Here is a 25157-nt window from a genome sequence, read left to right as displayed (position 1 = left end):
CCTCCACTATGGAAACCGGCCATGACAGTAATGCGACAGCCCTGTGACAATCCCTTTACGTATTGTGGTTACTGATCTCTCATGCAAACGAGGAGAATTCATGCAAACGCGAAAACTTGGAAACACCGACATCGATGTCAGTCTGATTTGCCTGGGCACCATGACCTGGGGCGAACAGAATACCGAGCAGGAAGCGTTTGAGCAGCTGGACTACGCCACCGGCGCCGGCATCAACTTTATCGACGCCGCCGAGATGTACCCGGTGCCGCCCCGGGCTGAAACCCAGGGCCTGACCGAAACCTACCTGGGCAACTGGCTGGCCAGCCGGGGCAAGCGGGATGACCTGGTGATTGCCAGCAAGGTGGCAGGCCCCGGCAATGGCCTGGGTTACCTGCGTGGCGGCCCCAGGCTGACCCGGGATCACATCCGTGAAGCCTGCGAAAGCAGCTTGAAGCGCCTGCAAACGGATTATATCGATTTGTACCAGGTGCACTGGCCGGATCGCAGCGCCAATTTCTTCGGCAAGCTGGGTTATGTGCGCAACCCCAGTGAAACCATGACGCCCATCGAGGAAACCCTGGGTGCCCTGGACGAGCTGGTCAAAGAGGGCAAAATACGCCACGTGGGCCTGTCGAACGAGACGCCCTGGGGCACCATGGAATACCTGCGGCTGTCACGCGAGAATGGCTGGCCCCGGGTGGTGTCTATCCAGAACCCGTACAGCCTGCTGAACCGTTCGTTCGAATCCGGACTGGCGGAGTTTGCCCACCGTGAAGGCACCGGGCTGCTGGCGTATTCGCCGCTGGCCTTCGGCATGCTTACCGGCAAGTACCTGGGTGGCAAGTGGCCGGAAAAGGCGCGGCTGACCCTGTATGAGCGTTTCAGCCGGTACACCGGAGAGCATGCTGCCGACGCCACCCGGGCCTATTGCGAACTGGCGCACCAGAATGGCCTGTCGCCAGCGCAGATGGCGCTGGCCTGGGTAAACAGCCGGGAGTTTGTTACCAGTAATATCATCGGCGCCACCAGCATGGAGCAGCTGAAGGAGAACATCGGTTCTGCCGAGATTAACCTGAGCCAGGACCTGGTCGCTGCGATTGAGGCGATCCACGCCGAGTTCACCTACCCCTGCCCGTGATCGGTGTTGCCCGGGTAACCGGGCAAATGTTACAGAATGCAAAATAACTGATCATTTCTTGACAAAAAAGTGCCGTAAATGCGCCAGATTGCTGGCGCATTTGTGTGCAAATTCACATCAATTTCGTGGATAATCACTAGACTTTCGTACAGTAGCCTTTCGGCCAATTTAACGAACCCAGGTCTGTTGTGTTGTCATGATTATCCGCCTGTTTCTGATTCTTCTGGTGCTCAACCTGGTTGCCTTCGCGGTACGCGCAGAGGCGGCAGAACCGGTTTTATCCGAGCCCATGCTGTCGGAACGCATGATGGCCGAGCGTGATGGTGCCATGTCGCCCGAAGATATCTACGAATTCCAGGAATGGATGTCTGGGGATGTTGAAGAAGACCGCAGTGATGCCTTTGCAGCCATTGGCTCCAGGCTTCTGAGCCTCGGCCTTGTGCGCTCCCGCAATTCCGGTAAATCCTACGCATCTGACGGTGCCCAGGCTGACCACGGTATCGCCCTGCTCAATGAAGGTGCGTGCCTGAACCTGCGCTGGAATTTCTGATCCCCTTTTTTACCTCCGCTTTCTGCCGTTTCTCCTGACCTGACGCATTGTCAGCCTCGTTTGCTCGTGTGATCATCACGACTGTTGAGATTCTCATCGAACGAGGAGCCGGAAATGGCCGAGCAGAACGGAATCTATTCCGATAACGCAAATGACTGTGTAGACCGCGTGATCGAGCGGGTAGGCAAGCGGATTACCCTCGGGTTGCCGCTCGGGCTGGGCAAACCGGTGCGCTTTGTGAACGCCCTCTACCAGCGCGCCAAAGACGACCCGGAAATCCAGCTGCACATTGTCACCGCTTTGTCCCTGCTTGCCCCGGAAGGCAGCTCCTCCCTTGAAAAACGCTTTATGGGCCCGTTTGCACGGCGGCTTTACGGCAACATTCCCGAGCTGGCCTACGCCCGGGATGTGACCAACAACCGGTTGCCGGCAAACGTGACCGTGTCTGAATTCTTCTTCAAGGCCGGCAGTTACCTGAATAACCGGGACCAGCAGCGCAATTACGTATGCACCAACTACACCCATGCGGTGCGTGACCTGATGGCCCAGGGCATCAATGTGATCGGCCAGTTGATGTCGCCGGGCGCCGAACACGACCGGCCCGGCGAGTTGAGCTTCAGCTGTAACCCGGACCTGACGCTGGATATCCTGCCTTTGATGCGGGAGCGGGAAGCGCAGGGCACCCCGGTGGCCATCGTGGGCGAAGTAAACAGCAACCTGCCCTGGTTCGGCCACGACGCGGCGGTGCCCGAGAACCAGTTCGATGTGGTGCTGGCAGATTCCAGAACCGATTATCCCCTGTTTTCAGCACCCCAGATGGCGGTCAGCCCCGCCGACCATATGATCGGCTTTTACGCCAGCACATTGCTTAAAGATGGTGGCACGCTTCAGGTGGGCATCGGTTCCCTGGGGGCCGCGCTGGTGCACAATGCCATTCTGCGCCACCACAGCAATGACGCCTGGCAGGCGGTGTACAAACACCTGAACGTGGCGGAAGAGTTCCCGGTGGCCAGCGAGTCTGGCGGTACCGGCCGCTTTGACGAGGGACTGTACGGCTGCAGCGAAATGATGGTGGACGGCTTTCTGTACCTGATGCAGGAAGGCATCCTGGAGCGGGAGGTGTTCGACGACGCCCGCCTGCAAGAGCTGATCAATCAGGGCGATATCAGCGGGCAGCCTTCGCTGGATACGCTGGATGTGCTGCTCAAGGAAGGGCTTATCGAGTCACCCCTTCGGGCCCGGGACCTGCAGTGGCTGATCCGCTACGGGGTGATCCGAGCCGGTGTCGAATTGCGCGGCGGGCGCCTGGTTCTGGATGAACAGCTATCGGTTCAGGCCGACCTGGCCGATGCGGAAACCCGGCAGGCACTGGCAGAGCATGCCCTGGGGGACAAACTGGCGGGCGGCATTGTCATGCACGGCGGTTTCTATGTGGGCCCGGAGAAGTTCTACCAGGCCCTGAGGGAATTGCCCCCGGAGCAGCGGGACCGCGTATGCATGACCAGCGTGAACTATATCAACCACCTGTATGACCACCGCTTCGGTAACCAGCGGCTGAAGGCCGCCCAGCGGGTTCACAGCCGGTTTATCAATTCCGCGATGATGTACACACTGAACGGCGCGGCGGTGTCTGACGGCCTGGCCGATGGCCGCGTGGTCAGCGGTGTGGGTGGCCAGTACAACTTTGTCTCCATGGCCCATGAGTTGCCGGGTGCCCGGTCTATCCTGGCCCTGCGGGCAACCCGTGTATCCCGCGGCGAAACCGTTTCCAACATCGTCTATAACTACGCCCACTGCACCATTCCCCGGCACCTCCGGGACATTGTGATCACCGAATACGGCATTGCTGACCTGAGGGGCCAGAGCGACGAGCAGGTGATGCTGCGGCTGATCCGCATTGCAGATGCCCGTTTCCAGGAAGGGCTGCTGAAACAGGCCAAGCAGGCCGGCAAGGTGCGGGCTGACTTCAAGATACCGGCACACTGGAAAGACAACACGCCGGCGGCCGTGCGTAACGCCATGAATGCGGCGGGTGAGGGCGACTGGTTCCCGGCCTTCCCGTTCGGCCGGGATTTCACCGACGAAGAACTGACACTGGGGAAAGCCCTTAAGGGGCTGAAGGCCGCAACCGGCTCCCGTCGTGGTAAACTCGCCACCCTCTGGCAGGCCCTGCGGGCCGAGGATGAGGAAGGTCGCTACCAGGCGCTGCTTGAGCGCATGGGGCTGCAGCGGCCCTCCGGGTTGCGGGAAAAGCTGGACCGCAAGCTGGTCATCCACGGCCTTGAACGCCTGGAAACTCCGACACCGACAGGAAAGCCGAAAAACTGATGCAAGCACAAACCCCGCAAGAAAAGCCGGAAGTCTTTACCGTCCACTATGTGCTGAAAAACCGCATTGGCGAACTGGTGGATACCTCGGAAGGCAGCGAGCCGCTGCACTTTCTTTATGGTTCGCCAGAGATTATCGAAGGTATCCAGGAAGCGGTGAAAGACCGCAAGGTGGGAGACTGCCTGGAAGTGACGATTCCGCCGGAGATGGCCTACGGTGAATACCGGGACGAACTGGTACGCAAGGTGCCCCGCTCGCTGTTCGAAGGGGTGGAAAACCTGGATGTGGGTATGCGCTTCCAGACCAATTCCGGTGACGAAGCCCAGGTGGTCCAGGTGGTCGCGATTGACGGCAACCTGGTGAAGGTTGACGCCAACCACCCGTTGGCAGGATTCACCCTGTATTTTGACCTGGAAATCGTCGGTCGCCGCGAGGCTACGGAAGACGAGATAGCCCAGGGCCGGCCGCTGTTCTGACCGGCAGCGGTTCGCAGGTATCGAATTCGCCGGAATGAATCCGCTTCAGGCCGGCGCTGATCTCCTGGTGGATATGACGGCTAAGGTCGTTCACCGGCTGGTCTGCCGTGACCGGCGGGTGAAACACGATCTCGATGCAGGTTGGCGGCAGGCTGAGCAAGCGCACCAGGTGCCGCTGGAAGCTGTCGTCACCCACGAAGGGTGCAACCGGGTCTGGCCGCTGGTTACGCCGGTAACCGATGGTGACCGGCTGAACAGGAACCCCGGCGTCCCGCGCCGCAGTCAGCAATAACCCGTGCATCGGCAATACCGCAAGCCCGGAACTGGTGGTGCCTTCCGGGAACACCAGGACCGATTCCCCCGCCTGCAGGTGCTCCACCATTGTTTTCTTTATTCTCCGTGCCTGGCCGCCACCGCGCCTGATAAACAGGGTGCCGGCCTGTCGGGCCAGCCAGCCGATCACCGGCCAGCTGCCAACTTCAGCCTTCGACAGAAACCGCAACGGGGTGAGGCAGCCGAGTGCCGGAATGTCTGACCAGCTGATGTGATTGGCTACGTACAGGGCATTGCCGGAGGCGGGCTGGCCATGCACCTGTACCTGCCAGCCCAGGCACCGGCAAGCCTGCCGGAAACAGAAGGTGGCCCAGGCATTCTTGTCTGTGGGCTGCTTTCTGACCCGGTCGGCCGCTAACAAAGCCAGGGTCAGCACACAGGTGCCACACAGGAACACGGCAAAGGCCAGCAACCGGGTGACCAGTCGAATCCCGCTCATCGCGGCTCAGGCCGGTTTGCGCAGGAAGTGCCGGCTGTAGCGGCCGGCCAGGTTGCTGACTTCCAGCAGTACCAGCACATCCGCACAACGGAACTCCGGGTCCCAGCAAGGCTCGCCGCAGACCTTGGCGCCCAGGCGCATATAGGCCCGGATGAGCGCGGGGATGTCTTCGGCTTTATGGGTTTCCGGATGGGTCAGGTGGGGCAGGGGGCGCAGCGGAGTAACCCGGCACTCCGGCGCAGATAAATACTGCTGCTGCAGGTGTTGGGCAATGCGCCAGGCCCGGCCGCCACCGTCCGCCATGCTGATGCTGGCACAGCCGATCAGGTAGTCGACCTGTCTTTCGGTGAGGTACTCGGCAATGGCCGCCCACAACAAGGTTATGGTGCCGCCATTGCGGTAATCCGGGTGCACACAGGTACGGCCCAGCTCGGCCATGGTGCCGGGCAACTGGCCCAGGGCGGCCAGGTCAAACTCTCCGGCTGAGTAGAATCCGCCGATGGCGGCCGCGCTCTGCTGGTGCAGGATTCGTGTGGTGGCAACGGGTTCGCCGGTGTCTTCGTCCGTGACGATCAGGTGATCGCATACGGCGTCGTAGGCATCGGCATCCAGCCCCGGAACCGTGGCGCCCAGATCGCTGCCGTATTCCTCGGAAAACACCCGGTAACGCAGGCGCTGGGCGGCATCTACCTGGTCCGGGCTGCGGGTCAGGCTGATTTTCAGGTTACGGCCGCGGCGTGGTTGCGTGCGTACAGTTTGTGCGGTCATGGCGTTGCCTCATTGTTTCTTGTTCAGGTCAAGGCTATGAACCGCGTATGACAGACCGGTGACTTACCGGTGACGTGTCTGTGACAGCCGCAGGGGTGTGGCAAAAAGCGGAACTGTGTCACAAGCTGTAACCCCTTGCCGGTTCCATGTATATTTCTGAATAGCATGTATAATTGCTGTAACTGAACGTTGCCTGTATTGTCAGGGGCTGTAACCCCGAAAAACGATCACATAACAACAGAGATGGATGGCGTGGAGCAGACAAACGAGAGTTGGCAAATCCTGATCGTAGAGGATGATGAGCGGCTGGCGGATCTCACCCGCGAGTATCTTGAGACTAATGGCCTGACGGTCTCTCTGGAAACCCACGGTGGCGCCGCCGTTGAACGTATCCGCAATGAGCAGCCGGATCTTGTGGTACTGGACCTGATGCTGCCCGGAGAAGATGGCCTGTCGATCTGCCGGCGGGTTCGGCCTTACTATTCTGGCCCGATCATCATGCTGACTGCCCGCACTGACGACCTCGACCAGGTTCTGGGCCTTGAAATGGGCGCTGATGACTACATCGGCAAGCCTGTTCAGCCCCGGGTTCTGCTGGCCCGGATCCGGGCCATGCTGCGCCGGGTAGAGAACACCCCGATGGCGGCTGAGGAAAACTCCGGCGAAGAGCCAGTGCGCCTGCAGTTCAATGACCTGGTGGTGGACCGCTCCATGCGCGAAGCCTGGCTCAATGAACAGAGCATTGACCTGACCAGTGCAGAGTTCGACCTGCTTTGGCTGCTGGCCAGCAATGCCGGCCGGGTACTGAGCCGGGAAGAGATTTTCACCGCATTGCGCGGCATTGAATACGACGGCCAGGACCGCTCCATTGACGTTCGTGTGTCCCGCATTCGCCCGAAAATCGGTGATGACCCGATACACCCGCGCCGTATCAAGACTGTGCGCAGCAAAGGCTATCTGTTCGTTAAAGAAGCCTGATCGCCCCAGGCGCCGCCCGTTCGGGGCGGTGCCGGTTACCAGGGTTTGTTTCCATGTCCCTGAAGTTCTTCCTGAAAATCTACGCCCGACTGCTGGCCATCACCGCTGCAGTGCTGGTGCTGTGTGTGCTGTTGTTCAACGGCATCAATTCCGTACGGGGCCAGTACTGGCATGAGCAGGCCGCCGAGCCGCTGATGCGCTGGCTGGCGGCGGTTCCTGACCCGGCCTGGCAATACCACTGGATGCCTTCGCTGTTCGGCTTGCACACGCTGCTGCCAGAGCAGTTGCAAGACGCCCCGGTGCTGGCTGAGCGCCTGGCCTATGGCCAGGTGGTCGCGGAGCCGGCGGGCACCGGCTACCGGTTTTTTGTGCGTGCCGGCGACGGCAGCATTCTCAGCCTGTCGCTTGAGCAAACCTACCCTGAACTTACCCGTGCGCTGGCCCTGCTGGTGCGCTGGCACCTGGATACGGCTAATCCGCAGCAGCTGAACCATGTATCCGAAGAACTGGGGCAATCGCTGAATGTGTCTATCGGGCCGTTGCAGTCAGCGGATCAGTTACCGGACCAGGCGGTGTTGCAGGACCTGGGCGACCGCGGCTTTTCGGTGTTCCATGAGGGGCGCCGTGCCAGTGTGCTGCTCCGGTTGTCGGAGGGCGACCTGGTGCGAATGACCATGCCGGCGCCGTTCAATCCCTGGGGCTGGCCAATGCTGGTGCTGCTGGCTGCGGTGATTGGTGGTGTGCTGGCTCTGGGCCTGTATCTGGGATTACGTTTTGTGGATGGTCGCCTGCGCAAGGTCGAGGCGGTGGCCGTGCGTATTGCCCGGGGCGAGATGGGCGCCCGGGTGGAATCCGAGGCCGGTACGCTGGTGTCCCGCCTGGCCTCTTCGTTCAACGGCATGGCCGAGCATATCCAGCGCCTGGTGCAGGTGCAGCGGGAAATGATCCACGCGGTGTCCCACGAGCTGAGAACGCCGGTAGCACGCATCCGTTTTGGTGTGCAGATGATCGAATCGGCAAGTTCCCCCGAGACCATGGAAAAGCAGTTGTCCGGTATCGACGGTGATATTCAGGAGCTGGATGAGCTGATTGACGAGATTCTAACCTATGCCCGGCTGGAGCAGGGTGGGCCGGTGTTCAGCCTGCGGGAAGGCTCGGTTACCGATATTACCCGGCAGGTGGTGGAGGAGCAACGACAGATCCGCGAAGGCATCAACATTGAGTGCCGTATTGATAAGGCTTCTGAACGCTGGGCGCTGGCCGACATGGAGCCCCGCTATATTCACCGCGCCATCCAGAACCTGGTTGGCAATGCTGCCCGCTACGCCGACAGTCGCGTGGTGGTGAACTGCCAGCTGGATGAAAATACCTGCCGCATCGATGTAGAAGATGATGGCCCCGGCATTCCCGAACAGGATTGGGAGAAAGTCTTCACCGCCTTCGCCCGCCTGGATGACAGCCGTACCCGAACTTCCGGCGGTTATGGCCTGGGCTTGTCGATTGTTCGCCGCATACTTTACTGGCATGGCGGGCAGGCGTTTCTGGGCCGTAGCGACGAGCTGGGCGGAGCCCGGTTCAGCCTGGTCTGGCCCCGTCGTAAGCCGGTGGACTCAGTTTTGTGAACCAGTGCTCGCGGCCTCACCAGATGTAACAAACCTCTACAGAACCGCTACTGAACCCGTGGGGCGGCTGGTCAATAATCGAAAACGTAAGGGATGACTTTTGAGGTTGTAGTTCTTACGAACTTTCCTTGTTTCATTCGTCATTTGAGGGCCGGTCTTTTCCGGCCCTTTTTTTTGCTTCCGGGTTTTGTCCCTTGTATCTGTTCCCCTCCACACAGCCCCGGCTGGTAGAATCTCCTGAAAACAACAGGAGAGTTAGATGTCCCGTTATCTCTTAGCCATTGATCAGGGCACCACCAGTTCCAGAGCGATTGTCTTTAACGAAACCGGTAACCAGGTTGCCGTGGCCCAGCAGGAATTCCATCAATACTTTCCGAAAGATGGCTGGGTAGAACACGATGCCCGGGAAATCTGGGACAGCACGCTGACGGTTTGCCGCGGGGCGCTGGACAAAGCAGGCCTGCAGGCGTCAGACCTGGCGGGAATCGGCATTACCAATCAGCGGGAAACTACCATCATCTGGGACCGGGCGACCGGAGAGCCAATCCATCACGCCATTGTCTGGCAGGACCGGCGCACAGCCTCTTTATGCACCAAGTTGCGGACCGACGGCTACGAATCGCTGGTGGTGGACCGCACCGGATTGCTGATAGACCCTTACTTCTCTGCCACCAAGATTGCCTGGTTGCTGGATAACGTGGAAGGAGCCCGGCAAAAAGCAGAGGCAGGCGAGCTGGCGTTCGGTACGGTCGACAGCTGGCTTTTGTGGAACCTGACCCGGGGCGAAGCCCATCGCACAGATGCCACCAACGCTTCCCGGACTGCCCTGTTCAATATCCACAACCAGGATTGGGATGACGAGCTCCTGAAACTGTTCCGGGTGCCTGCTGCGTTGATGCCCGAAGTGCTCGACAGCGCGGATGACTATGGCCATACCGCCGAGGAATGGCTGGGGGCAGCGGTACCGGTTGCCGGTATTGCCGGTGACCAGCATGCCGCCCTGATTGGCCAGGCCTGTTTTGAGCCGGGCATGGCCAAGAGCACCTACGGCACCGGCTGCTTCCTGATGCTCAATACCGGCGACAAGGCCCTGCGCTCGGAGAACCGCCTGCTGACGACCATGGCTTACCGGCTCAACGGCAAGCCCTGCTACGCCATTGAAGGCAGTATCTTTGTGGCTGGTGCTGCCATGCAGTGGCTGCGGGACGGCTTACAGCTGATTGCCCATGCCAGCGAATCTACCAGCCACGCCGAGGCTGTGGGCGCCGACAATGCGGTGTACCTGGTGCCAGCCTTCACCGGGCTGGGTGCGCCTCATTGGGATCCGAATGCCCGCGGTGCCATTCTGGGACTGACCCGGGATACCGGCATTGCCGAAATCGTAACCGCTGGCCTGCAATCCGTCTGTTACCAGACCAAGGACCTTGTGCGGGCTATCCGTAACGACGGTGCCCGGCTGGAGTCCTTGCGGGTGGACGGTGGCATGGCGGTGAACGACTGGGTTATGCAGTTCCTGGCCGACATCCTGAATGTACCGGTAGACCGGCCCAGGGTGACCGAAACCACGGCACTGGGGGCGGCTTACCTGGCCGGATTGCAAACCGGTGTGTTCGAGAACCTGGAGCAGATTACCGGAATGTGGGAATGCGAGCGCCAGTTCCGGCCGGATATGAAACCGGCTTTGAGAGAATCCCTCTACGCCGGCTGGCTGGATGCTGTGGAGCGGGTGTGTAATAACTGAGCGCGACCGACTCAGGCGGTGCGCTCGAAGGCGATCAGGTGGTCGGCCTCGACCCGCACCGGCACCTGCTCGCCGATGTGGAAGTCCAGGTGGCTGCGGAACAGGGCTTCAAATTCGGTGTCTTCCGAGCACCGGAAGCGGTACAGGGTAGAGGTGCCGGCAAAGGTCTTTTCCACCACTTTGGGCTTGAGGTCGGAGTGTTCATCGTAAACGATGTCGTCGGGCCGGATCAGCACGTCTACCAGGGTTCCCTCTTGCCACTTGTATGCACGGTTACCATGAATAATGCCCAGTTCGGATTCGATGGTATCCGGCCCCAGGGCCTTGCCGGGGATGAAGCCGCCCTGGCCGACAAAGCTGGCCACAAAGCGGTTGGAGGGTTCATGGTACAGGTTGTAGGGCACGTCCCACTGCTGGATCTGTCCGCTTTGCAGCACGGCAATCTGGTCACACATGGCAAAGGCTTCCTGCTGGTCGTGGGTGACCAGGATGGCGCTGATGCCCAGTGTTTTCAGGATTTCCCGCACGTCCAGGCTTAGCCTGCGGCGCAGGTCGGTGTCCAGGTTGGAGAACGGCTCATCCAGCAGGATCAGGGTAGGTTCCGGAGCCAGGGCCCGGGCCAGGGCCACCCGCTGCTGCTGGCCGCCTGACAACTGGTGCGGGTAGCTGTCGGCAAGGTCCTGCAGGTGCACCAGGTTCAAAAGTTCCATGACCTTCTGGCGGCGTTCGGGCTTTTTCAGGTCTTTCAGGCCAAAGCCGACGTTATCGGCAATGGTCAGGTGCGGGAACAGGGCATAGTCCTGGAAGACCATGCCGATCTTGCGCTTTTCCGGCGCCAGCGTGCGGCCGGGCAGGCTGATGGCCTGGCCCTGCAGCTGGATCTCGCCATGGCTGATGGGCAGAAAGCCGGCCAGGGCCCGGAGAATGGTGCTTTTGCCGCAACCGCTGGGGCCAAGCAGGCAGCCGATATCGCCGTGGCTGAGGGCAAAGCTGACGTCCCGCACCACGGAATCGCCGCCGTAACCACAGGACAGGTTGTTCACTGCCAGTAACCAGCCGGAAGCCGGTGCCGGTGTATTGACCATGGATCAGTCCAGACGGTTCAGAATGAGGAATTCGAGCAGGGCTTTCTGAGCATGCAGGCGGTTTTCGGCCTCGTCCCATACCACAGAGCCGGGATGCTCCATCATGTCGGCGGAAATCTCTTCACCCCGGTGGGCCGGCAGGCAGTGCATGAACAGCGCATCCTTGTTGGCCTGGCTCATCAGTGCAGGGTTGATCTGGTAGTCCCGGAATGCCCGTTCCCGGGCCTTCTGTTCGCCTTCCTGGCCCATGGAGGCCCAGACGTCGGTTACCAGCAGGTCGGCGCCGGTGGCCGCTTCGCCCGGTGTGCGGTAAACCGTCACCCGGTCGGCGTGGTCGGCCAGCAGTTTCGCGTCCGGCTCGTAGCCTTCAGGGCAGGCTACGTTCAGGTGGAAATCAAACTGTGCTGCCGCGTTGATGTAGGAATGGCACATATTGTTGCCATCGCCAATCCAGGCCACGGTAGCACCCTTGATGCTGCCCCGGTGTTCCCGGTAGGTCTGCATGTCGGCCAGCAACTGGCAGGGGTGGAAATCGTCTGTCAGGGCATTGATGACCGGCTTGCTGGAGGCAGCGGAAAAACGCTCCACGGTTTCATGAGCGAATGTACGTATCATCACCGCATCCACCATGCTGGAGATCACGATGGCAGAGTCTTCGATCGGCTCGCCACGGCCCAGCTGTGTATCACGGGGTGACAGGAACATGGCAGAACCGCCCAGCTGGGCCATGCCCGCTTCGAAAGACACCCGGGTACGGGTGGATGATTTTTCGAAGATCATCGCCAGGACTTTGTTTTTAAGGGAATCTCTGACGTTGCCCGCACGCCAGTCCCGGCGCAGGCGGGAGGCATGGTCCAGCAGGTCTTCAAGTTCGCTGGTGGACATGTCATTCAGTGTCAGGAAATGTCTTACTGCCATGGAAGGCCCCTTCAAGGAAACTCCGGAACGGATTGGTTCTGAAAAGGGCATCAAGTCTAGCCCTTCGCAACCGCTATGACAACGCTGCCCGGCAGGGCTTGCTCCGGATCAACCGGAGCCGCTTGGTGTGCGCTCCGGCAGGTGTGTACAATAGCCAACCAGAGCCGGAATGCGGCGCCCCCTATTTTCAATCAGAGGTGTATGTTCATGGACATCAATGAAACCATTAAAAGCCAGCTGGAAGAGAACCCGGTCATTCTGTACATGAAGGGTACTCCCCAGGCTCCGCAGTGTGGCTTTTCTTCCCGTACCGTCCAGGCCCTGATGGCGTGTGGCGAGCGTTTTGCGTTTGTAAATATCCTGGACAACCAGGAACTGCGTGAAGCCCTGAAAATCTACTCCAGCTGGCCGACCTACCCGCAGCTATACATCAATGGCGAACTGCTCGGTGGCTGCGATATCGTCCTGGAGATGGCCGAAAGCGGTGAGCTGGCCAAGGTTGTTAAAGATGCGGTAAAGCAGGCCGAAGCCTGATCTGACCCTTCAGGTCCGTTTCGGGGTGAACACCAGTTTTACCTCGAAACGGTCCGATTCCTCTCCTTTCGGCTCCGGATAGGGGCTGGCGGCCAGCGCGGCCCGATAGGCGGCCTCGTCTATTCTTTGTATCCCCGTTGATCTGATTACCCGGGCCCGGGTCAGGGCACCGTTGGGCAGTAATGTCAGCTCAAGTTCCATACTTACCTGTTCCCCAAGCTGGGAGATTGCGGGTACCCGCTGCTGGTCCAGTTGTTCGGCCAGGTGGGTGGCCAGCAAAATCAGGTAGGGATCGCGCTCAGCGGGGGAGTCGGTGATCCGGGCAATGGTGTCGGCAGACTCCTGCTCGCCGGTGCGCGGGGCTGACTCGATGCTTGGCGTACTGGCCGGTGCTGGTGCCGGTTCCGGCCTTGGCGCGGGCTGGGGCGTTGGTTCGGGAGCTTCCAGGGCCGGCTCCGGGTCCGGTTTCGGATTCGCTGCTGGCCTGGAAGGCGCGGTAGTGGTGACGGCTTCGGGTGTGGCCGGTACTTCGAACTCGGGGTGGCGCGGCGGCTGGGCTGAGGAGCTGGCCGGGGTACTGGCCCGGGTGGCCTCAGAGGGTGAGCTGGCCAGACGGAAAACAACCCGGTGGCTGACCTCGCGGACTTCCTGCAAGGGGGCAGGAAGTCCGGCAAGCAACAGGGTGTGTGCCATAAAGGCCAGGGAGAGTGCCAGGGCCAGCCGGTAATGTGCCGGAATTGCCGGGGCGGGTGGTGCTTTCTCCGGCATTACGATCAGGCGGTCTTGGAGCGCAGGCTGCCAACCATTGCGTTAAGCGCGCGATCGATGAGGGCACCCTGTTCCAGCAGTGTCAGCCGGCCTCTGCGCATTTCATGTGCCAGCTCTACCCGGGTTTTCTCGATCACCTTCAGGCCCATGCGGTTCACGAACACAAAACAGTCGGCTTCATCAATGATGGCGGACAGTTTGCAGCGGAAGCTGGTGCCGTTCACCAGGCTGAACTCTACCCAGTGGCCGATTTCCAGCTTGTCGAGCTGGGTAACGAACTCGGCGATGGCTGCGTCGTCCAGATCCTGCTGGTACTCGGCCTTGGAGTGCAGTGACACGGTGTCTTCCTGCACCGGTTCCGGCTCCTTGCGGGCCTTGATGGACGAGTTGGTGCGGAAGGCATCTGCCAGTTCGTGCTTGAGCTGGCCCATCATCTGGTCGAGCCGGTTGGCGTTGTAAGACACTTCTTCGAGCCCGGCGCGCAGGGTTTTCAGCAGGCCAGGTACAACCCGTACCCACTGGTCGCGCTCTTCGTCTTCTTCGTGGGGATGCAGGCACCAGATCAGGTCGTCGACCACCTTGGCGGTTTCCTGCCAGCGGTGCTCGGCATCGTCCCGCAGGTAGGCCAGGAACATTACCCGGCTCCAGCCGTGTACCAGGATATCGTGTACGGATTCCGGCAGGTCGTAGCGGGCAACCTTTTCCTTCAGCAGGCGGTCGACCGCTTCCTGGGCTTTCTGGGATTTGATGCGGCCGCGTTCGGATTCCCGGGTACGCTGCTCAACCAGTGAGGCTTTGCGGTTTTCCCGCTCCAGAAACTGCTCGAACTCCTGGTTCAGGGTTTCAAACAGGCTGATGTCGCCATCGAACTCGTTGAGGATACGCTGCACCACGGTGTGGATCTGGTCGTACAGTTTGTCCCGGCTTTTCTCGTCGCTGCTGCTCCAGCCGATACCGGCGCGGGCCAGGGAGTTCAGGAGCTTGCGGGCCGGATGGGTGGCCTTGCTGAAGAAGCTCTTGTCCTTGATGACGACTTTCAGGATCGGGATCTGCAGGCGGCTGATCAGCACCTGCACCGGCGACGACAGGTTGTAGTCGTCCAGAATGAATTCGAACAGCATGGACACCAGGTTGATGAGGTCTTCATCCACCTCGCTCAGGGCGGCGGTTTTCTCGCCCTGGGCAGCATTTCGGGTAATCAGGCCCTGAATAACCTGGCGCAGGTCTACCGACACCGGTTCGCCACTGCTGAGATCGCCGGACTCCGGCCACATCTGCTGCGCCGGCAGGGCGCCGAGCAGGTTCATCAGTTCCTGGCCACCGATCACCCGCACTGATGGATCGGCACGGCGGATCGGCATGCCCGAGTTGGCCCGTTGCTGGGCGAGCATTTGACGGATCTGCTCAAACAGCGCGGAATCTTCTGCGCTGGGCTGGTAGCTGCTTTGTTGTTCCGGCGTGGCGCCCGACGGTTCCCCGGCCTTGGTGGTCGCGGCTTTCTGCTGGCCGGTTTTGCCGTGGTAGCGGAAATTGGGAATGATGCCCGCCTGAATCAGGATGCGGTTGGCTTCATCCAGCAGCATGCCCAGGTTGGATACCACGTAGCGGTCAAATTGCTTGAGCACAATCAGCCGTTCACGAATCTGGATTTCCAGGGTCTGGATGGCTTCGACAAAGGCGCTGCAAAGGTGTTCCGGAGCCATGGGGTTAACCGGCGCAGTTTCGCTGGCGCCCGGATAGACTTCGGTAAACCTGGCCTGAAGCTGTAGCAAGGGGCCTTGAAAGTGTGCCTTGGCCTTGCTGACCATGGCGTTCAGTGCCACCTGTTCTTCCAGGTCGTCGTCACCCACAAGGGACAGGCTGTCGGCATTTGTTGGCCGGGAAGCCTCTTCGGTGCGGACTTGACCGGTTACCGGTGGTGTCGCAAAGAACCGGGCAACGGCATTCTGGAAGTGGCGTTCGACGCCTTTACGCTTGATACGGATTTCCCGCATCGCCTCGAAGTAACGGTTTTGTTCATTGTTACTTCTGGAATTGTTTGCCAGCTCGAACAGGGAGTCGTCGACAGCATCGAACGCTCCCTGCAGTAAATCACCCAGCCCCGCGACAACGGTGTCACGGATACGGGCGACCTCCGGTGGAACCGGGCGGGTACTTGCCGCTTCCCTGTGTTCACGGAGGTAATGTATGCCGGACTGCTTTTTCATGGCCGACTCCTGTTTACGCCTTTAACCGGATACATGACCGAGCTGGGTTCTTGCCTGTTCTGATTTTGGTTAAATTTAGCGCATTTTACGCCGGAATGACATGATTAATCATCATTCCGGGTTCCGGTTACGAGCCGGTGCCGCGCTTCTTCTTTTTTCGCGGGTGGACAATGGCGGCCTTCACCACGTTGTCCTTGATTTGCAGGACCTCCACCCGGTGGCCGTCTACTTTCAGGCAGACGTTGGTGTCCGGGATGTTCTCGAGGGTTTCGGTGATCAGGCCGTTGAGGGTTTTAGGGCCATCGGTGGGCAGTTTCCAGCCCAGGGTTTTGTTGATCGACCGGACGGCGGCGCTGCCATCGATAATAAAGGTGCCGTTGTTCTGGGGAATGATGTCCATGGAGGTGGCTGCGAAGTCAGTGGTGAATTCGCCGACGATTTCCTCGAGGATGTCTTCCAGTGTGGCCAGCCCCAGTACGTCTCCGTACTCGTCCACGACAATGCCAAACCGGCGCCGGCCCTTCTGGAAATTCAGCAGCTGGGTGTTCAGCGGTGTGCTTTCCGGGATGAAGTAGGGTTCGGCGCACAGTTGCAGGACCATGTCTTTGTCGATGTCGTCCTGCTGCAGCAGGCGAGCGACGCTGCGCAGGTGCAGAATACCCTGGATGTTGTTGATGTCGCCGCTGAACACCGGAAGCCGGGTGTGCTGGCTGGTCTTGAGTTGCCGAAGGATGACATCGGTGTCGTCTTCCAGGTCGACACCGACCACTTCATTCCGGGGCACCATGATGTCGTTCACGGTGACGTTGTCCAGGTCCAGGATGCTCACCAGCATGTCTTTGTGCTTGGCAGGAATCAGGGCGCCCGCTTCATTCACCACGGTACGCAGTTCTTCCCGGCTCAGGTGATCCTCCGAAGCCTGGGCTGATGACACTCCGAGCAGTCGCAGGATTATGCCGGTAAACAGGTTGACGGCCCATACCAGCGGGTAAAGGATTTTCAGCAGCGGCCCCAGTACGTGGCTGGCCGGAAAGGCTATTTTCTCCGGGAACAGGGCCGCCAGGGTTTTCGGCGTGACCTCGGCGAAGATCAGGATAACGATGGTCAGCAGAACGGTGGCAATAGCGATGCCCGCATCGCCCCACACGCGAATGGCAATTACCGTGGCAATGGATGAGGCGAAGATGTTGACGAAGTTGTTGCCGATCAGGATAACGCCGATCAGCTGGTCGGTCCGGTTCAGCAGGTTCTGCGCCCGGCGTGCGCCCTTGTGTCCGCTTTTTACCATGTGTTTCAGGCGATAGCGGTTCAGGGACATCATCCCGGTTTCGGAGCTGGAAAAGAAGCCGGACAGAATGATCAGGCCGACGAGGAGGATGAACAGCGCCGTGAGCGATGTTTCGTTCAAAAGAGGAGCCCTTACGTTGACGACAAGTTGCGAAAATAGGGGGTGTGAAGCGCCGGTGTCAAGCGGTTTGCGGGATTACAGGCCCCGCTGAAACAGTACTTCCAGCACGAATTTGCTGCCGTAAAAGGCCATCATCAGCAGGGCGCAGCCGGCCAGGGTCCAGCGGCTTGCAGTCATGCCGCGCCAGCCCTTGGTGTAGCGGCCCACCAGCAGGCCGACAAATACGGCCAGGGAGAGCATGGAAAACAGGGTTTTGTGGGCCAGGTCCTGGGCAAACAGGTCTTCAATAAACATGGCGCCGGTAATAATGGCGAGGGTCAGCAGGACTACGCCCGCCCAGACCAGTTCGAACAATACCGATTCCATGGTTTGCAGTGGCGGCAGGTTGCGCACCAGCAGGCTGTTGTAGTTCTGCTTCAGCTGGCGGTTCTGGAAGTACAGCAGGGCGGCCTGGATGGCGGCCAGGGTAAACAGGCTGTATGCGGTGATCGACAGGGCGATGTGGGATAGCATGCCGTAGCTTTCATCCGGCAGCAGTCGCGACGGCGTATGGGTGATCAGCGCCATGACTATGGTGGCCGCCGCCAGCGGATAAGCACCCAGGAACAGGCTGCCCACCGGCTTGGAGAGATTCAGGCCCAGGAGCAGGAAAACGATCAGCCAGGCAATCAGTACCGAGCTTTTGAAGAAGCTGAAATCGAAGCCGCCATCCAGGTGGACCGTCTGGGCAATGAGCAGGCCGTGGCCTATCAGTGCAAGTACGCCAATCAGGGTGGTCAGTGCCAGGTTGCTTTGCACCTTGCCACGAAAATGGAGGGCCTGCAGGGCAGTGCCGACGCTGTACAGGAAAAGTGCGGTAACCGCGAGGATCAGCGTTCCCATGACGTCCTTTATGTTTGCCTTTTAACGTGAAAGCGGCGTGGAGTTGTTCAGAGGCTCCGTAGTCTGGGTATAATGTCGCGATTATGCAACAGGAATCAAGCGGCCGGCGCCGGCTTCTTGATTTGTGTGAACAATTTCTCCGGGGTACGGAAGAGCAACATGTTTGAGAATCTCCAGGACCGGCTATCCGGCAGCTTGCGCAAGATCTCTGGTCAGGCGCGCCTTACCGAAGACAATATCAAGGAAACCTTGCGTGAAGTGCGCATGGCCCTGCTGGAGGCAGACGTTGCGCTGCCGGTGGTCAAGGCGTTTATCGAAGGCGTGCGCGAGCGGGCCATCGGCCAGGAAGTGCAGCGCAGCCTGACGCCGGGCCAGGTATTTGTGAAAGTTGTCCAGCAAGAGCTGGAGCGGGTGATGGGCGAGGGCAACGAGTCCCTTAACCTGTCTACCCGGCCGCCTGCCGTCATTATGATGGCGGGTCTGCAGGGTGCGGGTAAAACCACCACCGTGGCCAAGCTGTCCCGCTTCCTTAAAGAGCGGCACAAGAAATCCGTGCTGGTGGTCAGTGCCGATATCTACCGCCCGGCGGCCATTCGTCAGCTGGAAACCCTGGCGGGTGAAGTGGGTGTCGAGTTTTTCCCCAGCACCACCGACCAGGACCCGGTCGACATCGCCAACGGCGCCATCGAAGCGGCGCGCCGTAAGCACATTGATGTGGTGATCCTGGATACCGCGGGCCGCCTGCACGTTGATGAAAATATGATGGGTGAGATTGGCCGCCTGCATAAGGCGGTGAATCCGGTGGAAACCCTGTTCGTGGTCGATTCCATGACCGGTCAGGACGCCGCCAACACGGCCAAGGCCTTTAATGATGCTTTGCCGCTCACCGGTGTGGTGCTGACCAAGACTGATGGTGATGCCCGCGGTGGCGCGGCCTTGTCGGTTCGCCACATTACCGGCAAGCCGATCAAGTTCCTGGGTGTGGGCGAGAAGTCCGATGCCCTGGAGCCTTTCTATCCGGATCGGGTGGCTTCCCGCATCCTGGGTATGGGTGATGTGCTCTCCCTTATAGAGGAAGCAGAGCGCAAGCTGGACAAGAAGAAGGCCGAGAAGCTCACCAAGAAGATCAAAAAAGGTAAGGGCTTTGATCTGGAGGACTTCCGGGACCAGCTTCAGCAGATGAAGAGTATGGGTGGTATCGGCGGCCTGCTGGACAAGCTGCCGGGCATGGGTCAGATGGCCCAGATGGCGCAGCAGCAGGTCAATGACAAGTCTGTAGGCCAGATGGAGGCGATCATCTGCTCCATGACGCCGAAAGAGCGCCGTTACCCGGATGTGATCAATAATTCCCGCAAGCGGCGCATTGCAGCCGGTTCGGGTACGCAGATCCAGGATGTGAACCGTCTGCTCAAGCAGCATAAGCAGATGTCGAAGATGATGAAGAAATTTGGCAAAAAAGGCGGAATGGCCAACATGATGCGCGGTCTTGGTGGTATGATGCCGCCCGGCGGCGGTGGTGGCATGCCCCCGTTTGGCCGTATGTAAAAAGCCTTACATATAAAATGGGGAAACCACGCGTTTCCCTGTTTTCATTGGCGCGTTTTTGGCATAGAATAGCGCCCCTTTCGAGTATGGGTCTTCTCGTCAGCCGTTCTCGGCATGACGTGAATCGTACAAAGTTCGTACAACAGAACAGGATATTGGTCGAAATGGTAACAATCCGTTTGGCTCGTGGCGGCTCCAAGAAGCGCCCGTTCTACCATCTGACAGTCACTGACAGCCGTAACTCCCGTGACGGCCGTTTCATTGAGCGTGTTGGTTTCTTCAACCCGGTTGCCCGCGGTCAGGAAGAGCGTCTGCGCGTCGACCGTGATCGCGTTGAGTTCTGGCTGGGCCAGGGTGCTCAAACCAGCGATCGCGTTGCCCAGCTGCTCAAGACTGCTGAGTAATTGCAATCTGATACCGGGGTCTGACAGGCATGGCACAGCATCCACAGGAAACTGTGATCGGCCGGATCACCTCGGTGTTCGGGGTCAAGGGTTGGCTTAAGGTCTTCTCTTATACAGATCCCAAAGAAGGAATACTGAACTACCGCGACTGGACCCTGGTTCTGGACGGCAAGCGTATTCCTGCAAAGCTTGAGGAGGGTCGCCGCCAAGGGCAGGGGATCGTCGTCAGGCTTAAAGGTATTGATGATCGTGAGCTGGCCCGCAGTTATGGCGGTGCCGAGATCCGGGTTCCGACCGAGTTGCTGCCGGAGCTTCCCGAAGGGGAGTTCTACTGGCATCAGCTGGAAGGCCTGGAAGTGTTCACGGTTGACGGTGAGTGCCTGGGTAAGGTGCATCACCTGCTGGAAACAGGCTCCAACGATGTCCTGGTGGTGCACGCGACAGCGGGCTCCATTGACCAGCGCGAACGGCTCATTCCCTATCTGCCGGATCAGGTAGTTCAGGGAGTGGATCTTGAAAGCTCGCGCATGGTGGTGGACTGGGATCCGGAGTTCTGACGGGTGTGGATTGGCGCAGTCAGTCTGTTTCCCGACATGTTTTCTGCGGTGACAGATTACGGGATTACCGGCAGGGCAGTTCGTGAAGGTCTTCTGACCTTTAACAGCTGGAACCCCCGGGACTTCACGCATGATCGTCACCGTACTGTGGATGACCGGCCTTATGGCGGCGGCCCCGGGATGCTGATGAAAATCCAGCCCCTGCGGGATGCTATCCATGCGGCCCGGACATCGGCACCCGGCAAGGCCTGTGTGGTCTATCTTTCGCCCCAGGGTGAAAGGCTGGATCAGTCGGTAGTGGAGTCCCTCGCTGCCGAACAACAGCTGATTCTCGTTGCCGGTCGTTACGAGGGCGTTGATGAACGCCTGATATCGGCGGAAGTCGACCGGGAAGTGTCCCTGGGTGATTTTGTGCTCTCAGGTGGCGAACTGGCGGCGATGGCTGTGATTGATGCGGTAACACGCCTCATCCCCGGAGCGCTGGGTCATGCGCAGTCAGCAGAGCAGGACTCCTTTGCTGACGGTTTGCTGGATTGTCCGCACTACACCCGGCCCGAGGTATACGAAGGTCAGGCGGTGCCGGAAGTTCTTTTGGGCGGTCACCATGAACAGATCCGGCGTTGGCGATTGAAAGAATCGTTGAGGCGAACCCGGGAGCGACGCCCCGACCTGCTGGAACAGCGGGTGCTTACGGAAGAAGAGCGTCAGCTTCTGGATGAAATTTTGAACGAACCGGGTGCCTCTGAATCATCAGGGCATTGAAAGATTGGGTATCAGGAGCATTACGATGAGCGGCAAGAACAACATCATCAGTCAACTTGAAGCAGAACAGATGACCAAGGAAATCCCTGCGTTCGCGCCGGGTGATACCGTGGTTGTACAGGTTCGCGTAACTGAAGGTAACCGTGAGCGTCTGCAGGCGTTCGAAGGCGTTGTTATCGGCAAGCGCAACCGTGGCATGAACTCTTCCTTCACTGTTCGTAAGATCTCTTACGGCGTGGGTGTTGAGCGTACTTTCCAGACTTTCTCCAAGTTGATCGACAGCGTAAGCGTGAAGCGTCGTGGTGACGTGCGTCAGGCCAAGCTGTACTACTTGCGCGACCTGTCTGGTAAGGCAGCTCGTATCAAGGAAAAGCTTAACTGAGTTTGGCCTTCCGGCCAGCCAGTTTGAAAAAAAGCAGCCTCAAGGGGCTGCTTTTTTTGTGCTTTAATGCTGCCCAGACAGACATTAATGAGGTAATACCTTGCCGCGGCCGGATGACGAGCAGCTGATCAGCCAATTCTCGGATGCCATATGGCTCGAGGATGGTCTGGGTGAGAAAACCCGCCAGGCCTATGCCAGTGACCTGGCCCGTCTTTCCGGATGGCTGGAGCAACAGCCCGGAGCGCCCAGCTTGCGGTCCGCTAAAAGGACCGATCTTCTGGCCTGGATGTCCCGTGGGCTGGCGGAGGGCCTGAAAACCAGTACGGCAGCCCGGCGGCTTTCCGGTATCCGGCGTTTTTACCGGTATTTACTGCGAGAAGGTCTCATCGCCGAAGATCCTACCTTGCGAATCGACAGCCCGAAGTTGCCCCGGCGTTTGCCGGATACCCTTACTGAAGCCGATGTCGAGGCCCTGCTGACTGAGCCGGATCCGGAAATACCGCTGGAGTTGCGGGACCGGGCCATGCTGGAAATCCTGTATGGTTGTGGGCTGCGGGTGTCGGAGCTCACCGGGCTGACCGTAGACCGGGTGAACCTGCGCCAGGGCGTAGTGCGTATCAGCGGTAAGGGCGGCAAAGACCGGTTGGTGCCGCTGGGTGAGGAGGCTATCGACTGGCTGCTAAGCTATATGAAGGAAGCCCGGCCGGAATTGCTCAAGGGCAAGAGCAGTGATGCCTTGTTCCCCGGTAACCGGGCCAGTGCCATGACTCGCCAGACCTTCTGGTACCGGATCAAGCACTACGCGGTGCGTGCCGGTATCCGCAAGCACCTGTCGCCCCACACCCTGCGCCACGCCTTTGCCACCCATTTGCTCAACCATGGTGCAGATTTACGGGTAGTGCAGATGTTGCTCGGGCATTCTGACCTTTCGACCACCCAGATCTATACCCATGTGGCCCGTCAACGTCTGCAGGATTTGCACCAGGCCCATCATCCCCGTGGTGGTGACTGATCTCGGGGTGAACTTTTGCCGGGGCGCCCTGTCGCAAGGTTCGGGAATGATGCCGGTAGTTGCGTATGAAGGCCCCGGGCAAGCAAAATGCCTGAATCTATTAACCGGAAAAGGTAGTTTCTGATCCATGAATCTTAAAATTGCGGCCGCGGTAACCGGCCTGATGATGTCCTTGCTGGCGGCGCCTGTTGTGTTGGCCGGTGAAACCGAAGACGCCATCGCCAAGCGGCTGACTGATGCGGTGCCGGGCCTGAAGATCAGTTCCGTGCAGAAGTCCGAAGCGGAAGGCCTGTACGAAGTGCTGAGCAGCAACGGCGACACCATTTATACCACGGCCGATGGCGCCTACCTGTTCACCGGCGACCTGCTCAAGATTACCGATACCGGTATTGCCAACGTAACCGAAGAGTCCCGGGCGACCAGTCGTCAGCAGCAGATGGCAGCCTTCGGTAAGGAAGGGTTGATCTCATACCCTGCCGACGGCGAAGAAAAAGCGGTTATCGACGTCTTTACCGATATCGACTGTCCGTACTGCCGCAAGCTGCATGACGAAGTTCCCCAGCTCAACAGCTATGGCATTACCGTCAACTATTACGCCTTCCCTCGATCCGGCCCCGGCACAGCGTCGTTCCGCAAATATGAGTCGGTATGGTGTTCGGACGACCAGCAGGCGGCCATGGATGCTGCCAAGGGTGGCAAAAACGTACCTCAGCAGAGTTGCGATAACCCGGTTGCAGACCAGTACCGCCTGGGTGGCCAGGTCGGTGTAACCGGTACCCCGGCAATTCTGCTGGAAGATGGCAACATGGTTCGCGGCTATGTGCCGGCCAGGAACCTGGCCGAAGGTCTGGGTTTGCTCTGACCCGTTATCGGAGCCGCAGCGCGGCTCCGGACTTCCTGTGTGACTTGTGACCGATTCAGGGCTTATTCAGCGGGCCCTGAACCGGTATACTATCCGGCCTTATTGCAACCCATCAGCACCCCGCATCGGGATCAGAGGTGAGAGCTTGAAAGACGTAAATGTCGGAATCTGCGGATTGGGAACCGTTGGCGGCGGTACATTCAATGTCCTGAAACGCAATGCAGCGATTATTGCCGGCCGTGCAGGCTGCAACATCCGTGTTGTCCGGGTAGCCAGTCGCCGCAGCCGGGATGACCTGGCGCTGGGTGATGTGCCCTTCAGTACCGACATTTTTGATGTGGTGAATGATCCTGCCGTTGATATTGTGGTTGAGCTGATTGGCGGCTATGACGCCGCAAAAGAGCTGGTACTGGCCGCTATTGCCAACGGCAAGCATGTGGTAACCGCCAACAAGGCGCTGATTGCCGTTCACGGCAACGAGATTTTCGAAGCCGCTGAAAAGGCCGGCGTGGTTGTTGCCTACGAAGCTGGCGTGGCCGGCGGTATCCCGGTCATCAAGGCCGTGCGCGAAGGCCTGGCGGCCAACCGCATCGACACCATTGCCGGCATTATCAATGGCACCGGTAACTACATCCTGACCGAAATGCGTGCCGGACGGCCCTTTGAAGAGGTGCTGAAAGAAGCGCAGGCGCTGGGTTACGCGGAAGCTGATCCGACCTTTGATGTGGAAGGCATCGACGCCGCCCACAAACTGACCATCCTGGCCGCGTCCGGTTTTGGTGTGCCCCTGCAATTCGACAAGGCTTTCACCGAAGGCATTTCTGCGCTGACCCCGAACGATATTGCCCACGCTGAACTGCTGGGTTACCGGGTAAAGCACCTGGGTATTGCCCGCCGCCGTGAAGACGGCATCGAGCTGCGTGTGCATCCGACCCTGGTGCCCAAGAGCCACCTGATTGCCCAGGTAGACGGTGTTCTGAACGCTGTTCTGGTGGATGGCGATGCAGTCGGCCAGACCATGTATTACGGCCCCGGTGCCGGTGACGAAGCCACGGCCTCTGCGGTGATTGCCGATGTGGTCGACGTTGCCCGTGCGGTAGCCAGCAACAGCCAGCAGCGAGTGCCTTATCTGGGCTTCAGCCCGGATGCATTGGAAGACCTGCCGGTATTGCCGATGGAAGATGTCCAGTCTGCCTACTACCTGCGCATCCAGGCCTTTGACCACCCGGGCGTGCTGGCCAAGGTGGCGTCGATTCTGAGTGAGCATGGCATCAACATCGAATCCATCATGCAGAAAGAATCCGAATTCAAGGATGGCCGTATTCCGGTCATCATCCTGACCCACACGGTTCAGGAGCGCCAGATGAACCTGGCCATCGAGGAAATGGAAGCCCTGGCCGACGTTGACGGCAAGGTTGTCCGCATCCGCGCTGAAAACTTTAACTGACAGGTACGCAC

At 59.5% G+C, this 25157-nt stretch carries 24 protein-coding genes; 16 read left to right on the top strand and 8 right to left on the bottom strand.

Annotated features, from left to right (window positions below; translation table 11 throughout):
* The first annotated feature begins 100 nt into the window (after positions 1–100).
* The 4 genes from AQ621_RS03750 to AQ621_RS03735 all read left to right on the top strand — a co-directional run bounded on the left by AQ621_RS03750 (position 101) and on the right by AQ621_RS03735 (position 4492).
* Entirely contained in the window at positions 101–1138 is a 1038-nt protein-coding gene (locus AQ621_RS03750) for an NADP(H)-dependent aldo-keto reductase (RefSeq protein WP_058340322.1), read from the top strand.
* A gap of 196 nt (positions 1139–1334) precedes the next feature.
* Entirely contained in the window at positions 1335–1688 is a 354-nt protein-coding gene (locus AQ621_RS03745) for a hypothetical protein (RefSeq protein ID WP_058340321.1), read from the top strand.
* 114 nt (positions 1689–1802) lie between these two features.
* The gene (locus tag AQ621_RS03740) at positions 1803–4016 is read left to right on the top strand and encodes an acetyl-CoA hydrolase/transferase C-terminal domain-containing protein (protein ID WP_058340320.1); all 2214 of its coding nucleotides are present in this window, start codon (positions 1803–1805) and stop codon (positions 4014–4016) included.
* Positions 4016–4492 (top strand): FKBP-type peptidyl-prolyl cis-trans isomerase, encoded by a 477-nt coding sequence (locus tag AQ621_RS03735; protein WP_058340319.1) that lies wholly within the window; start codon positions 4016–4018, stop codon positions 4490–4492. Before AQ621_RS03740 ends, AQ621_RS03735 begins: the two co-directional genes overlap by 1 nt.
* Here AQ621_RS03735 and AQ621_RS03730 read toward each other — a convergent pair.
* Together AQ621_RS03730 and AQ621_RS03725 are read right to left on the bottom strand one after the other, a co-directional pair.
* Positions 4452–5264, bottom strand: coding sequence for a lysophospholipid acyltransferase family protein (locus AQ621_RS03730; protein WP_058340318.1), 813 nt, complete (start codon positions 5262–5264; stop codon positions 4452–4454). The genes AQ621_RS03735 and AQ621_RS03730 overlap by 41 nt on opposite strands.
* Positions 5265–5270: 6 nt before the next feature.
* Complete coding sequence (locus tag AQ621_RS03725; protein ID WP_058340317.1) at positions 5271–6032, bottom strand: GNAT family N-acetyltransferase; 762 nt, start codon at positions 6030–6032, stop codon at positions 5271–5273.
* Between the two features lie 243 nt (positions 6033–6275).
* Between AQ621_RS03725 and AQ621_RS03720 the strand changes: the two genes are divergently transcribed.
* The 3 genes from AQ621_RS03720 (at position 6276) to glpK (ending at position 10373) form a co-directional block, all read left to right on the top strand.
* A complete protein-coding gene (locus AQ621_RS03720) occupies positions 6276–7010 on the top strand; it encodes a response regulator (protein WP_058340316.1) in 735 nt (244 codons plus the stop codon).
* A gap of 53 nt (positions 7011–7063) precedes the next feature.
* Positions 7064–8632 carry an ATP-binding protein gene (locus AQ621_RS03715; RefSeq protein ID WP_058340315.1) on the top strand — a complete coding sequence of 523 codons (1569 nt, stop codon included), beginning with the start codon at positions 7064–7066 and terminating at the stop codon, positions 8630–8632.
* Between the two features lie 259 nt (positions 8633–8891).
* Positions 8892–10373, top strand: coding sequence for a glycerol kinase GlpK (glpK, locus tag AQ621_RS03710; RefSeq protein ID WP_058340314.1), 1482 nt, complete (start codon positions 8892–8894; stop codon positions 10371–10373).
* Between the two features lie 11 nt (positions 10374–10384).
* Here glpK and AQ621_RS03705 read toward each other — a convergent pair whose 3' ends face one another.
* Together AQ621_RS03705 and argF are read right to left on the bottom strand one after the other, a co-directional pair.
* A complete protein-coding gene (locus tag AQ621_RS03705) occupies positions 10385–11458 on the bottom strand; it encodes an ABC transporter ATP-binding protein (protein ID WP_058340313.1) in 1074 nt (357 codons plus the stop codon).
* Positions 11459–11461: 3 nt separating this feature from the next.
* Positions 11462–12376 (bottom strand): ornithine carbamoyltransferase, encoded by a 915-nt coding sequence (argF, locus tag AQ621_RS03700; RefSeq protein WP_058340312.1) that lies wholly within the window; start codon positions 12374–12376, stop codon positions 11462–11464.
* Between the two features lie 207 nt (positions 12377–12583).
* Between argF and grxD the strand changes: the two genes are divergently transcribed.
* Entirely contained in the window at positions 12584–12910 is a 327-nt protein-coding gene (gene grxD, locus AQ621_RS03695; RefSeq protein ID WP_036219402.1) for a Grx4 family monothiol glutaredoxin, read from the top strand.
* Between the two features lie 9 nt (positions 12911–12919).
* Here the strand turns inward: grxD and AQ621_RS17895 are convergent, their stop codons facing one another.
* The 4 genes from AQ621_RS17895 to AQ621_RS03675 form a co-directional block, all read right to left on the bottom strand.
* Entirely contained in the window at positions 12920–13678 is a 759-nt protein-coding gene (locus AQ621_RS17895) for a TonB family protein (protein WP_058340311.1), read from the bottom strand.
* Between the two features lie 5 nt (positions 13679–13683).
* A complete protein-coding gene (locus AQ621_RS03685) occupies positions 13684–15885 on the bottom strand; it encodes a DUF1631 domain-containing protein (protein WP_058340310.1) in 2202 nt (733 codons plus the stop codon).
* Between the two features lie 127 nt (positions 15886–16012).
* Entirely contained in the window at positions 16013–17293 is a 1281-nt protein-coding gene (locus AQ621_RS03680; RefSeq protein ID WP_058340309.1) for an HlyC/CorC family transporter, read from the bottom strand.
* A gap of 75 nt (positions 17294–17368) precedes the next feature.
* Positions 17369–18175, bottom strand: coding sequence for a cytochrome C assembly family protein (locus AQ621_RS03675; protein WP_058340308.1), 807 nt, complete (start codon positions 18173–18175; stop codon positions 17369–17371).
* Positions 18176–18334: 159 nt separating this feature from the next.
* Here AQ621_RS03675 and ffh point away from each other — a divergent pair, with 159 nt between their 5' ends.
* From ffh to AQ621_RS03635, 8 genes are all read left to right on the top strand, one after another.
* Positions 18335–19720, top strand: coding sequence for a signal recognition particle protein (gene ffh / locus AQ621_RS03670; protein WP_058340307.1), 1386 nt, complete (start codon positions 18335–18337; stop codon positions 19718–19720).
* Between the two features lie 164 nt (positions 19721–19884).
* Positions 19885–20124, top strand: coding sequence for a 30S ribosomal protein S16 (rpsP, locus tag AQ621_RS03665; RefSeq protein WP_058340306.1), 240 nt, complete (start codon positions 19885–19887; stop codon positions 20122–20124).
* A 29-nt stretch (positions 20125–20153) separates the two neighbouring features.
* Positions 20154–20681, top strand: coding sequence for a ribosome maturation factor RimM (gene rimM / locus AQ621_RS03660; RefSeq protein ID WP_022988901.1), 528 nt, complete (start codon positions 20154–20156; stop codon positions 20679–20681).
* A 3-nt stretch (positions 20682–20684) separates the two neighbouring features.
* Positions 20685–21443: a tRNA (guanosine(37)-N1)-methyltransferase TrmD gene (gene trmD / locus AQ621_RS03655; RefSeq protein ID WP_058340305.1), complete on the top strand. Its 759-nt coding sequence runs from the start codon at positions 20685–20687 to the stop codon at positions 21441–21443.
* 25 nt (positions 21444–21468) lie between these two features.
* Positions 21469–21825, top strand: coding sequence for a 50S ribosomal protein L19 (gene rplS / locus AQ621_RS03650; protein ID WP_022988899.1), 357 nt, complete (start codon positions 21469–21471; stop codon positions 21823–21825).
* A 100-nt stretch (positions 21826–21925) separates the two neighbouring features.
* Positions 21926–22837, top strand: coding sequence for a site-specific tyrosine recombinase XerD (gene xerD / locus AQ621_RS03645; RefSeq protein WP_022988898.1), 912 nt, complete (start codon positions 21926–21928; stop codon positions 22835–22837).
* A 127-nt stretch (positions 22838–22964) separates the two neighbouring features.
* A complete protein-coding gene (locus AQ621_RS03640) occupies positions 22965–23699 on the top strand; it encodes a thioredoxin fold domain-containing protein (protein ID WP_058340304.1) in 735 nt (244 codons plus the stop codon).
* Between the two features lie 145 nt (positions 23700–23844).
* On the top strand, positions 23845–25146 hold the full coding sequence (locus AQ621_RS03635) for a homoserine dehydrogenase (protein ID WP_058340303.1): 1302 nt from the start codon (positions 23845–23847) through the stop codon (positions 25144–25146).
* The last annotated feature ends 11 nt before the right edge of the window (positions 25147–25157 follow it).

The sequence above is a fragment of the Marinobacter sp. P4B1 genome, from assembly GCF_001447135.1.
GTDB lineage: Bacteria > Pseudomonadota > Gammaproteobacteria > Pseudomonadales > Oleiphilaceae > Marinobacter > Marinobacter vinifirmus.
Note: the sequence above shows the minus strand (reverse complement) of the source record. Positions and strands in the feature narration are given on the sequence as shown.